Raw genomic sequence first — 12,245 nt, forward strand, 5'->3', positions numbered from 1 at the left:
TTTTTTATAGCTGCTACATTAAGGTCTCCCACCTGACGGCAAGCGCTAATCGCGCATATATTGATGCATCTGGGCCGCCGTCAGATCCCACTGGCTTCCTTCAAACGGGGGCATATAGCTGCCATCATCTTCGCCAATCTCAGCGGCAGTGAGCTGATTGAGTTTATCGTTCATTGTCATTAACAGATCCCGGTATTTCTCTGGCTCCCGGGCGAGGTTATGATTTTCTTCGGGGTCGTTAACCAGATCGAAAAGTTCAACATCATTATTCTCCAGCAGCTCGGCCAGGGTAGCAGGAATATGATGCTGCTTGAGCGAAAAGTAGCGGGCAAATTTATAGTGTCCATCGTTGATCATACGGATCCCTGAGCGATGGGAAAAATCAGGATGGAGTGACGCGATCGCTTTTTTAAATTGATCGTGCGGGAGTTTTTCTCCAGCCAGCTTTCTGAATTTTGCCGTGTATTGCGCATCCATATACAGGATCATGCCGTAACAATAAAGCGAACCCGGACGCAGCGCATTTAAGCCCGCTTGCTCAGGATGCGCCAGTAATGGGCTCATATCCCGGCCTTTTCTGCCCTCCAGGACTTTCTCTCGCAGCGAGCGATCGCGTCCAGTCAGACCAATCAGGGTCGGTACTAAATCCAGATGATTAGTCAAACTGTTGCAGCGGATGTTTCCCGGATACGCCGGATGGCGAATGATCATCGGCACATGGATCTGCTCTTTGTACACCGAGGAACCTTTACCATGCATCTGGTGGGAGCCACCGAGTTCCCCATGGTCGGCGGTAAAGACGATAATCGTATTTTGCGTCAGCTGCAGGTTATCCAGCTCATTGAGAATCGCCTCAAGATGCTGGTCATTATCGCGAATACAGTTGAAATAATAATCCAGTAATTTGCGCCAGCGCCGGTCTTCATCGGGGAACTGTCCCTCCATCACCGCCCTGGCATTCTGGTACTCTTTATGGGCGGCAGGTCTGCCAGGCTCATCGAGCGGCTGGTGGCGGTTTGCAGGCAGCGGATAGTCTGGCCAGCTTTGCTGATAGATTTGGTTGTGCGGGGGTTGGGTTGGCAGCAGGGTGTGGTTTTCTTTATCCATTGGCCCTTTCCACTGCACCTGCTCACCATGCTCATCGGTGTCGATAAACATGACATCGTGGGGGTTAACCAGGTTTACTGCCGCGAACCAGGGTTTATTTTCATCATTCAGCGGGCGGCCGGTGTTACGTAGCCAACTAATGGTCTGCCCCGTGGTGACTGAATCAAAGAAATAGCCGCCCTTACTTTTCCCGATGACATCGCCAATGCCGTGATAATCAGAGAAACCATACTTTTCCATAATTTCATGCAGTCGCGGCGTCGGGATCTCGCCCAGGTCCATTTCTTCTACCGATTTACCAGCGACCGGCTGATCGATCTCCCGGGTAAGATGCCATTTACCTTTATACGCCGTGTAATAACCCAGTTCACGCATCATATGGCCCACGGTACGTAATTCCGGGTCCAGATCGTAATTCATCCAGGGGAAGCCAAGATTATCAAACATCCGGGTGTGCGGCATATGGAGCCCGGTGTACATGACAGAGCGCGATGGCGTACAAACGTTGGCCGTGTTCTGATGATTGGTAAAAGTGATACCCGTTTTCATCAGGCGTTCCCGGCCCGGCACCGGAAAGGGATACCGCTCGAAATAACGTTCCTGATCGCAGGTTATGAGTAAAATATTGTAGCCTTCGGGCAGTGTGTCAGGGATTTCGCCGGTGAAAGGAATATCCCATGCCGCTTTCGGGGCGGCATTATTTTGCGCGGCGTTTCCCGTCTCTGGTAACAGGCTCACGACAGCGGCAATCCCCAGACCTTTGAGGAGATCGCGGCGATTTCCATCTATTTTATTTGGTTCTTTCATCTTCAGACTCCGTTAATTGTAATATATTTTGCCGAATCTCCGGGATAAGACTCATAATGAGCGCGGGCGGCTGGCAATTTAATAAAAGCCTTCTCATGACGTTCATATAGGGCGTGATATGGCCGAAAAAGGTTAAATAGCCGCTGCACAGGTAATTCTGTGCTTCGTCGTCATGGATGGTAAAACGGTGTTTAGGGCATCCTCCATGGCAGGCAAAGCGCCAGTGGCAGCCCTGACAGCGGGCAGAGAGTTGGCCCTTTTGCTTCCCGAACTGTTGCTGAAATGGCGAGCTCGCCATCGCTGCCATAGCATCTTGCTTCAGATTACCCAGCTTATATTCCGCTGAGACAAAGTGATCGCAGCTGTAGACATCGCCGTTTTGCTCCACCAGTAAACTCTGCCCACAGACAGGCTGCATGGTGCAGAGCGTGGCGGGCTGGCCGGCCCATACGCCGAGCAGATTATCAAAGTACTGGATAAACACCCTGCCAACATCGTTTTCCAGCCAGTCGTCGAAAACACTGCACAAAAATTTGCCCCAGCCCTCAGGGGTAACTGACCAGGGAGCAGGGGAGTCAACGAGAGGAATAAACTGGAGATGGTGAAGGTTTAGCTCGCGGCTCAGGCAGCGATAGAGACTTTTCCCCTGGCTTGCAGACTGGCGGCTGACCACCACCATGGCATTTACCGGAACGTCATGCTGCTGCAGGCAGCGTATGGCCTGCACAACTTTTTCCCAGGTGGGTTTTCCGCAGCCCGTCGTACGCCAGGTGTCGTGGAGTGACGCAGGGCCATCAATGGATAATCCGACCAGAAATCCATGACGACGCAAAAAACGAGCCCATTTATCGTTCAGCAAGATGCCGTTGGTTTGCAGGCTGTTGGCGATGATTTTGTTACCACGGTAACGCTGCTGGAGCTCGACCACCTTTGCAAAAAAATCCAGCCCGCATAAGGTAGGCTCACCGCCCTGCCAGCAAAACTCGACGTTTTGCGAGGGGGTCGATGAAATGGTGTTGTGAATGTATGCTTCCAGCGTGAGGTCGTCCATGGTGGCATACCCTGGACGCGGAACCTCGTTTTCCAGATAGAAACAATACCGACAGGCCAGATTGCATCGATTGCCGCCGGGTTTTGCTACGGTATTAAAATTAGCGCTCATTCTTTGCTATGCTCGAACGGTTTCGATGAGGAAGAGAGTAAGGCTAATTGTGTTACCGGAGGTGTGGCTAATGTTACCGATGGCGACTGGCTTTATTTTTTGGATCATTATGCAAGCGAAAAATACAGGCGGTATCGTTATTTTTCGCAGGTGACAGCATGCCCTGCTATTCTCTTAAAAATTTCATTATTGATTTGGTGAATGTATTTTCATTAAAAATTTATAATATGAATAATGCCTGCCATATGGCTATAAGGGCAGGCGTAAATTATCAAGGGCGTAGTGATCCACGTTTACTCTTCAGCAAGGTTGTTTTTGGCTATCGGTTGGTCAACGGCCGCTGCCGGATATTCTACATTACGTTCATCCTGCGCCTTACCCGCCTCGCGCACCATCGCCAGCGCCAGTCCGGCAACGATCAACGTTAACCCGGTGGACACCCACATTCCGCCGATAATGCCCAGCCGGTGGTTCAGCCATGCGTAGGCAAAGGGTGAAACAGCTGCCATCAGTTGCCCGGGGATCAGCAGGAGACCCGTGCGGCTGGCGTAGCTTTCTGCGCTAAACAGCGCCAGCGGCAGCGTCGCTTTGACAATCGTCACCAGCCCGTTAATCGCGCCATAGCCCAGCACAAACCCGGCTGCGCATCCGGCAAAGGTCGTGCTGCTCAATCCAAGGAGAAAACAGAGCGGCATGGCGAGCGCAGTAAAACGCGTTAGCGTGAGTGAGGTGACCCGGGGACCGGCCAGCACTTCCCCCAGCCGGGCGCCGGTCTGGCCGAATCCCCACAGCATACCGACGGCAACCGGCAGACCAAAGTGGCTGATAAACTCCGGCAGATGGGTAGAGGTACCGTTAGAGATGAAGGTGATCAGCGCAATAAAGATCGCGTAACGCGCCCCGTTACGCCGGTCGCCCTCTGCTGTCGCTGGCGAGGCTGGTGATTTCGCCGCTGAATTGAGCCGCTGGCGAGGCAGTTGATAACTCAGCCATGCGCTCAGCAGGCCAAACAGTGCATAGATCCGCAGGGCATTCTGCCAGGGCATGATGGTTAATAACGCCTCGCCCAGCGGCCAGAAGAGGGCAGAGGCCAGACCGCCAGCGAGAGTGATATGAGAGATAGTTTTCCGCGCCTGCTGACCGTACAGATTCACCACTGCGGCGAACAGCGCATCATACAGTGAGAGCCGCATGCCGATGCCGGTCAGCAGCCAGGCGCCGTACCAGCCGGCCAGCGAAGGGCGCCAGGCCATCATGGCGCAGCTGGCGGCTATCAGTAAGGTACCGCTGGTGACCACCAGTCTTCCGCCAAAGCGAGCCAGCAGCCTGGCAACGAACGGGGAGACAGCGGCCATCATCAGCATCGCAAGCGTCAGGCCGAGATAGATCTGCGGCAAGGACCATCCTTTGTCGGCGGCGATAGCCCCGGCAAAGGTGCCGGGCATATAAAAAGAGATCCCCCAGTTGATGAGTTGCTGACCGCCCGCGGTGAAGGCAAGGCGTCGGGGAATAGCGTTTATTTCCATGGTTTTTCATTCCGTTAAGACAGTTGTCCTGAGCATACCCGGCAGGCTATTGTTCTGGCAGAGCGGCCACCTTATGCGCGGTATAAGAGAAACTTTTATGACAACACTGAACCTGGGAAATCTGGCGACCTTCCGGCTGGTCGTACAGCGCGGCAGCTTTTCTGCCGCCGCCGACGCGCTGGGGATCTCCCAACCTGCCGTCAGCCTGCAGGTACGTCAGCTGGAGCAGTTTTTACAGACCAGGCTGCTGGAGCGAACCGGACGTGGGATCAAGGCGACGGCGGCAGGAATGGCATTGCTGGCCCACAGCGAGCAGATCGATCGGGCGGTGAATAGCGCGGTGCAGTCGGTCAGCGCATTCAGTCAGGAGGTTAATGGATCGTTGACGCTGGGGACCGGCGCGACGGCCTGCATTCATCTTCTTCCACCGCTGCTGCAGCATCTTCGTCAGCAGCACCCGCTGCTGACGGTGGGGGTGACCACCGGCAACACGCTGGATATCGTCCGCGCGGTGGAAGAAAACCGGCTCGATCTCGGGCTGGTCACGCTGCCCGTGCAGGGGCGCAGTCTGGCGGTGACTGCGATGTTAGATGAGGAGTTCGTGACCATCTATGCCAGCCGCGAGACGGAGATGCCGGCGGTTTATACTCCCGCCGAGCTGCAGGCGCAGCCGCTCATTGCCTTCGAGGCGGGTAGCGGCACGCGGGATCTGATTGACCGCTGGTTCCGCTCGGCGGGACTGGCGGTGACGCCGGTAATGCAGTTGGGGAGCATCGAGGCGATTAAGCGCATGGTGCGGGCAGGGCTGGGCTACAGCATCGTGCCCCGCATGGCGGTGGAGCGGGTGGAGGATCGCGACGGATTACGCGTACACTCGCTGGCGCCGCGGCTATACCGACAGCTGGCGGTAGTCATGCGTCAGGACAAAATTGTGACAAAAGGTATCGCTGAAATGCTGCGCCTGCTGCATACCGTGCGCTTATAAATCGCCGACGGCAAAATTACCGCATCAAAGACAGTACTTCAGCAGCGAGCGGCTCTGCCTGCGGAGTGTGGCGCTTGCAGTATTAGAATCAAAGGATTACTCGCGGGGGGAGGGCTCGACGGTGAGCGATGACTCCTGCGACGCTTTTTTATCCTGATGATGGTACCAGGCGCCGATGGAGGAGTAGACAAAGCGTCCAAAGAAGAAGAGAAAGCTGATAAGCAGTACGATACGGGTCATGCGACGGTTAAATCGATGTCGTTTACGCATACTGGGTGCCTGACTCACAAAAGGATCCTTGAAGTATACCCGAAGATGGGCGATGGGGGTATTAAGGCACAGGAACGAGATGGGGTCAATTGATGCAGATGTAAAAGTGCGGCAGTGAAAACATTAATTAATGTTATATAAGATAATCGTCGTATTTACATGCTCACTTTATTAGCCGTGAAATGTCGGGAAAAATAAGATTTATTAATGTTGGCGTCAGCATTTGTTGATTTATATCAATAGTCTCCTTCTCTTGGCCACTAAAATCAGCGGACGTTACCGTATCGTTATTATTTACGCGGTCAGCATGGGTGGTTGGATGCCTGCCTGAATATGCCTCGCGGGAGCAGAGGCACTCTGTAGAGCACCTATGAATTTATTAAAATACTATCAACAATATCGCGACAAGTGGTGGGCTTTACCGCTCGTTCTGCCTGCGCTGTTATTACCGGTCGCCAGATGGGCGAATACCTACACCATGCTCAATGGTCATATGGTATTTTTGTATTATCTTCCCCTGGCGCTGGTGCTCAGCCTGATGATGTTTTTTGGTTGGGCGGCGATCCCTGGCATTATTATTGGCCTGCTGTTAACTCTGGCCCACGGCATGATGCTTGAGCAATCCATCGGTGTACTGTTCCATTTCCTTATCCCCTGCGTGCTCTGCTGGGGCGGCTACCGCATTTTTGTCCCCCAGCGTCAGCAGGTCTCACACGGCAACGTCCGACTGATGCCGCATCGTCTGTTCTGGCAAATGCTGCTCCCCTCGGTCATTTTTCTGATTTTGTCACAGATTGCCGAATATCTTGGACTCCATCCGCGCACAACGGAAATGACCGGCGTTACGCCATTTAGTTTACGTTCATTAATCACCTTTCAGGCGCTAATGGTAGGGTGCCTGACCGGCATGCCGCTGTGTTATTTTGTGTTACGGGTCATTCGTAATCCTTTTCATTTACGCGGCTTTATTTCTCAGGTTCGCTTACAAATTGATCCAAAAATAAAAAAAATTGAAATTATTTGCTGGGCGACGGTATTAATTCTGCTACTGTGGCTATTATTGATGCCGCTTAATGATAGCAGCACCATATTTAGTACGAATTATACGTTGTCATTGCTGATGCCGGTGATGCTCTGGGGTGCCATGCGTTTTGGCTATCGCTTTATCTCACTGATCTGGACGCCGGTGCTGATTGCCGTGATCCATTTTCATTACCGTTACTTACCAATTTACCCAAGCTATAACACCCAGTTGGCGATCACGTCATCAAGCTATCTGGTATTCTCGTTTATTGTCGCCTATACGGCGATGCTGGCGACACAGCAGCGGCTGATCTACGCTCGCGTCCGGCAGATGGCCTTCCTCGACCCGGTGGTTCATATGCCGAACTTGCGGGCGCTGAGCCGGGCGCTCAACGGCACGAGCTGGTCGACGCTCTGTTTTCTGCGCATTCCTGAGCTTGAACTGCTGGGGCGCCACTATGGGGTACTTTTGCGAATCCAGTATAAGCAAATGCTGGCGAACCATCTGAGAACGCTGCTGCAGCCCAACGAAGCGGTATATCATCTTGCCGGTCACGATTTAGTGTTCCGTCTCAATAGCGAAGGGCACCAGGCGCGCATTCACTTAATTGACCGCTCCCTGCGACAGTTCCGTTTCCACTGGGACGGGGTCCCCCTGCAGCCGCGGATCGGCATGAGCTATTGCAGCGTTCGCTCGCCGGTCAAGCATCTGTATTTACTGCTTGGCGAGTTGAACACCATTGCCGACATGTCGTTAGCCAGCGGCCATCCGGAAAATTTACAGCGCCGCGGCGCGGGCCATGTTCAGCAGGATCTGAAAGATAAAGTCGTGATGATGAACCGCATTCTCAAAGCGCTGGAACATGACCATTTTGTCCTGATGGCGCAGCCTATCCAGGGCATTCGCGGCGATCGCTATCATGAAGTGCTGGTGAGGATGGAAGGGGAGTCGGGTGAGCTAACGGGGCCAAACGAGTTCTTGCCGGTGGCGCACGAGTTTGGGCTGTCAACGCGGGTGGACCAGTGGGTTATTGAGCATACGCTGGCCTTTATGGACGCCAACCGGCGGGCGCTGCCCGGTCTGCGGCTGGCGATCAATCTTTCTCCGGTGTCGCTGAGCCGCAGCCAGTTTCCTCAGGAGGTCGAAGCGCTGCTGCAGGCCTACAACATTGAGCCATGGCAGATTATTTTCGAGCTGACCGAGAACTACGCGCTCAGCAATCCCGAGCTGGTCTGTCAGACTTTAGAGCATCTGCGGGCGCTGGGCTGCCGGGTGGCGATCGATGATTTTGGTACCGGCTACGCCAGCTACGCCCGGTTAAAAACAATGAACGTCGACATTCTTAAAATCGACGGCAGTTTTATTCGCAATCTGCTTGCCAGCAGTCTTGATTACCAGGTCGTGGACTCTATTTGTCGTCTGGCGCGTATGAAGAACATGCAGGTGGTGGCCGAATATGTGGAGTCGCCGGAAATACGTCAGGCGGTCATCACGCTGGGGATCGATTATATGCAGGGCTATGATATCGGGGTACCGGTACCTCTGACGCAGTTGGCGGAGGAGATGACCGGCTGAGCAGCAAAAAGCCGGGCGTAAGCGCCCGGCTCGGTTGATAGCCAAAGATACGATCAGGCGTCTGGCTCTTCTTCAGCAATCTTCAGCATCCATTCCGGCACGCCTTCCCAGTACTGTTGCTCTTTTTCCAGATCCAGCAGCACCAGCGCATTCTGGCTAAACCAGTTGTGCGGAAACGTCAGCGTCCAGTGGTGAGCTTCCGTCTGCAGGCGCAGCGTCGGCGGCGTAGTGGTAGCCTGACGCTGGTTATTCAGCAGTACGCCCAGGCGCAGTAGCTGAATTAGCGGCAGAAACTGCTTTTTCCTGAATAGCGTAAAGCGCGGCAGATCGTCGAGCTTGATCGCTTTGCGATGATAGCGTACGAGGGTGGCCATCAGCATCTGCTGCTCCTGATTGAAGCCCGGCAGGTCGCTATTTTGGAGAATGTAGGCCGAGTGACGATGCATGCCGCTGTGGTTGATATTCAGCCCTACCTCATGGAGCATCACCGCCCATTTCAACAGCGCCGCGAGGTGCGGATTGGCCAGCTTGGGATTCTGCTCCTGCCACTGCTCCAGCATCTGGGTGGTAGTTTCCAGTACCCGGCGCGCCTGTTCGCGATCGATGTTGTACTGATTTGCCAGACTCTGTGCCGTGCGGCTACGAATATCCTGGTGGCGGAAGCGGCCTTCCATCTCGTACAGGACACCTTCGCGCAGCGCGCCATCGGACAGACGAAGTTCTTTGATGGCCAGCGCGTCAAACACACCGCAGAGGATCGCCAGCCCAGGCGCAAAGACCGCTTTACGGTCTTCTGAGAGACCGGGCAGACTGAGCGCGTCGAAGTTTTTATGCTTCAACAGCTCATTTACCAGCATCTCGAGGCGCTCCGGCGTAATAAATCCGTCCTTCTCGCCCATCGCCACCAGCACTTCCTGGGCGGCTTTAATGGTGCCGGAGGCGCCCAGCGCTACGGTCCATCCCTGAATACGGAACTGCCAGGCCAGCGTCTCCAGTTTCTGCACCGCCGCCAGGCGCGCGCGCTGGAAGTTCTCTTTATTGATAACGCCGCCAGGGAAATAGGCCTGCGAGAAGCTCACGCAGCCCATGCGGCGGCTTTCCACCAGGCGGGGCTCAAAATCTTCGCCAATGACCAGCTCGGTTGAACCGCCGCCGATATCAATCACCAGCTTGCGGCCGCGCTCCGGCTGCGTGTGCTCAACGCCCATAAAAATCAGGCGCGCTTCTTCATTACCGGAGATGATCTCGATCGGGTAGGGGATCACTTTTTCCGCGCGTTTAAGAAACTCCGCCGCGTTGGTCGCCTGACGCAGCGTATGCGTCCCGACGATACAGACGCTGGAGGGGGAGAACCCCTGCAGGCGTTCGGCAAAAAGCGACAGGCAGTTCAGCCCACGGGTCATGGCTTCTTCGCTCAACACCGAGTTTTCATCAAGGCCATCGGCCAGATGTACGCGCTGTTTCAGGCGTCCGATGATCTGCATGGCGCCGTCGACGACACGGGCGATCACCATATGAAAACTGTTCGAACCAAGGTCAACCGCAGCGAACTCCTGCGGCCGAGGGGTGTTATCGTTTATTGGCATAGGTTAGTCGGGTTGTTCGAGTGATTTGAGATAATCGTAAATCGCCATTTGCGCGCGCACTTTACGGCGATTGCCGCGCGGCACATAGCGGTTACTCAGTTCTTTATCAAGATAGCGCGCTTTTACCGTATCGTTGAACAGGATATCAAAAATATCCAGCACCCGCTGCTTCAGACGCGGATCGAGCAGCGGAGCGGCAACTTCGATGCGATAATCGATGTTACGCGTCATCCAGTCGGCAGAGGAGAGCCAGACCTGTTTATCGCCACCGTTTTCAAAACAGTAGACCCGGTCGTGCTCGAGGAAACGGTCCACAATACTGATGACGCGGATATTTTCGCTGATACCTTCCAGACCCGGGATCAGCGAGCACATGCCGCGGATCAGCAGATTAACCGGCACGCCGGAGCTGGAGGCGGCATACAGTCGGTCCACCAGACCTTTATCCACCAGGTTGTTCAGCTTCAGCGTAATCCCGGACGGTTGCCCGTTTTGCGCATTGGCGATCTCGCGATCGATCATCTCATACAGCAGACGACGCGAGTTCTGCGGCGACACCAACAGGTAGTCGAAGCTAACCGGACGATAGGGGTTCTCGATAAAGTTAAACACGCGGCGGACTTCATTGGTAATGCGCGCATCGGCGGTTAACAGCGAATAGTCGGTGTAGATCCGCGCCGTCTTCTCGTTAAAGTTACCGGTGCCGATGTGGGCGTAGCGCACCACCTCATCGCCTTCTTTACGCGAGATAAGGAACAGCTTGGCGTGGATCTTCAGACCTGGCGCAGAGAAGATAACGTGGACTCCCGCTTCCGTCAGGCGTTTCGCCCAGTGAATGTTAGCCTCTTCATCGAAGCGCGCCTGCAGCTCCACCACTACGGTGACTTTCTTACCGTTGTGGGCGGCGTGGATCATCGCGTCAATAATGCGCGAATCCTTGGCCACGCGGTAAATGTTGATTTTGATCGCCAATACGCTGGGGTCGAAGGAGGCCTGACGCAGCAGCTCCAGCACGTGCTCAAAGGTGTGATAGGGATAGTAGAGCAGCACGTCGCGTTCGCGAATGGCGTCGAAGCCGTTGCGGAATTTATCAAACCACAGATGACGCAGGCGCGGCATGGGTTTATTGACCAGATTGGCCTTACCGACGTTCGGGAAGCCGATAAAGTCTTTAAAGTTGTGATAGCGGCCGCCCGGCAGCATTGAGTCGTAGTTGGAAATGGAGAGCTTATCGCGCAGCATTTCGACCATCGCATCCGGCATATCGCGCTGGTAGACGAAGCGAACCGGCTCGGCGGTCAGGCGCTGCTTGAGGCTGGAGGACATCAGCTCCATCAGGCTCGACTCCATCTCATGCACCAGATCGTACTCGGCGTCACGGGTCATCTTCATCGAGTAAGCGTTCAGCGCATCGTAATCAAAGAAGCCTTTAAAAATATCGTCCAGGCAATAGCGCAGGATGTTATCCAGGAGGATCATTGGCTTGCGGCGACGCGGCGCTTCCGGCGGCAGGTTCACGAAGCGCGGCACTTTATCCGACGGTATTTCCAGCAGAGCATAGTTGATGTTTTTCCCGCGGATAATCTCCACCGCCAGATAGGTGTAATCATCTTTCAGGAACTGCACGAGGTCCGTTTCGCGGTTGATCAGGATCGGCGAGATATGCTGGCGTAAATACTGCTTGAAGTAGTTGCGCAGCCAGGCCTGCTGATTGACGGACAGCTGGCGCTCGTTGATCAGGAAGATCTGGTTACGCGCCATCTCCAGCAACAGTTCATTATACAGACTATCGAATTCCTGATCGGCCTTCAGAACGCGGGCCTGAATTTTGCCTAACAGGTGGCGAGAATGGGCGGTACTGCCTTGTTCTTCACTGATAATAATCCGGCGCTTCAGCTCAGCGAAGCGCACTTTGTAAAACTCATCCAGGTTGTTGGAGTAAATCCCTAAGAAGCGCATGCGCTCAATCAGCGGGTTACTCTTGTCCGCCGCTTCCTGCAGCACGCGTTCGTTAAAAGACAACCAGCTGAGTTCTTTTTCGATGTATAGCTTTTCCTGGCCCATTACCGCTCACACTCCGTTTTACTCACAGGACGTAGACTATTATGACGAATTTTTCTGCATAGCGATTTACTGTGTCACAACAATATGACAGTAAGAAGAATTATTTCTGTGAGATGTTTGATTAGTAAACACTTTTAAT

8 protein-coding genes are annotated in these 12,245 nt (G+C 54.2%); 2 read left to right on the top strand and 6 right to left on the bottom strand.

From position 1 onward, the window contains the following. Positions 1-45 precede the first annotated feature (45 nt). The 3 genes from OHJ17_RS06540 to OHJ17_RS06550 all read right to left on the bottom strand — a co-directional run bounded on the left by OHJ17_RS06540 (position 46) and on the right by OHJ17_RS06550 (position 4,602). Positions 46-1,914, bottom strand: coding sequence for a sulfatase-like hydrolase/transferase (locus OHJ17_RS06540; RefSeq protein ID WP_009309501.1), 1,869 nt, complete (start codon positions 1,912-1,914; stop codon positions 46-48). Beyond that, entirely contained in the window at positions 1,898-3,076 is a 1,179-nt protein-coding gene (locus OHJ17_RS06545) for an anaerobic sulfatase maturase (RefSeq protein WP_029884024.1), read from the bottom strand. The genes OHJ17_RS06540 and OHJ17_RS06545 overlap by 17 nt, the downstream gene beginning before the upstream one ends. A gap of 293 nt (positions 3,077-3,369) precedes the next feature. Beyond that, the gene (locus OHJ17_RS06550) at positions 3,370-4,602 is read right to left on the bottom strand and encodes an MFS transporter (protein WP_023301188.1); all 1,233 of its coding nucleotides are present in this window, start codon (positions 4,600-4,602) and stop codon (positions 3,370-3,372) included. Positions 4,603-4,675: 73 nt separating this feature from the next. On the opposite strand from OHJ17_RS06550, the gene OHJ17_RS06555 reads away from it, so the two are divergent. Continuing rightward, positions 4,676-5,587, top strand: a complete 912-nt coding sequence (locus tag OHJ17_RS06555) for a LysR family transcriptional regulator (protein ID WP_004221278.1) — start codon at positions 4,676-4,678, stop codon at positions 5,585-5,587. A gap of 96 nt (positions 5,588-5,683) precedes the next feature. On the opposite strand, the gene OHJ17_RS06560 is transcribed toward OHJ17_RS06555, so the two are convergent. Then, on the bottom strand, positions 5,684-5,857 hold the full coding sequence (locus OHJ17_RS06560; protein WP_004174861.1) for a YfgG family protein: 174 nt from the start codon (positions 5,855-5,857) through the stop codon (positions 5,684-5,686). Positions 5,858-6,227: 370 nt separating this feature from the next. Between OHJ17_RS06560 and OHJ17_RS06565 the strand changes: the two genes are divergently transcribed. Then, a complete protein-coding gene (locus OHJ17_RS06565; RefSeq protein WP_016530313.1) occupies positions 6,228-8,456 on the top strand; it encodes a sensor domain-containing phosphodiesterase in 2,229 nt (742 codons plus the stop codon). A 53-nt stretch (positions 8,457-8,509) separates the two neighbouring features. Here OHJ17_RS06565 and ppx read toward each other — a convergent pair whose 3' ends face one another. Further along, positions 8,510-10,042 carry an exopolyphosphatase gene (gene ppx, locus OHJ17_RS06570; protein WP_002913839.1) on the bottom strand — a complete coding sequence of 511 codons (1,533 nt, stop codon included), beginning with the start codon at positions 10,040-10,042 and terminating at the stop codon, positions 8,510-8,512. Positions 10,043-10,045: 3 nt separating this feature from the next. Continuing rightward, positions 10,046-12,106: a polyphosphate kinase 1 gene (gene ppk1 / locus OHJ17_RS06575; RefSeq protein WP_032433421.1), complete on the bottom strand. Its 2,061-nt coding sequence runs from the start codon at positions 12,104-12,106 to the stop codon at positions 10,046-10,048. Positions 12,107-12,245 lie beyond the last annotated feature (139 nt).

Source organism: Klebsiella sp. KP20-425-1, assembly GCF_025813515.1.
Lineage (GTDB): Bacteria > Pseudomonadota > Gammaproteobacteria > Enterobacterales > Enterobacteriaceae > Klebsiella > Klebsiella pneumoniae.

Coding starts and splice junctions, on each gene's coding strand:
- OHJ17_RS06550 (WP_023301188.1), bottom strand. CDS start 4,602: ATGGAAATAAACGCTATTCCCCGACGCCTTGCCTTCACCGCGGGCGGT.
- ppx (WP_002913839.1), bottom strand. CDS start 10,042: ATGCCAATAAACGATAACACCCCTCGGCCGCAGGAGTTCGCTGCGGTT.
- OHJ17_RS06545 (WP_029884024.1), bottom strand. CDS start 3,076: ATGAGCGCTAATTTTAATACCGTAGCAAAACCCGGCGGCAATCGATGC.
- OHJ17_RS06565 (WP_016530313.1), top strand. CDS start 6,228: ATGAATTTATTAAAATACTATCAACAATATCGCGACAAGTGGTGGGCT.
- OHJ17_RS06560 (WP_004174861.1), bottom strand. CDS start 5,857: ATGCGTAAACGACATCGATTTAACCGTCGCATGACCCGTATCGTACTG.
- ppk1 (WP_032433421.1), bottom strand. CDS start 12,106: ATGGGCCAGGAAAAGCTATACATCGAAAAAGAACTCAGCTGGTTGTCT.
- OHJ17_RS06555 (WP_004221278.1), top strand. CDS start 4,676: ATGCGCGGTATAAGAGAAACTTTTATGACAACACTGAACCTGGGAAAT.
- OHJ17_RS06540 (WP_009309501.1), bottom strand. CDS start 1,914: ATGAAAGAACCAAATAAAATAGATGGAAATCGCCGCGATCTCCTCAAA.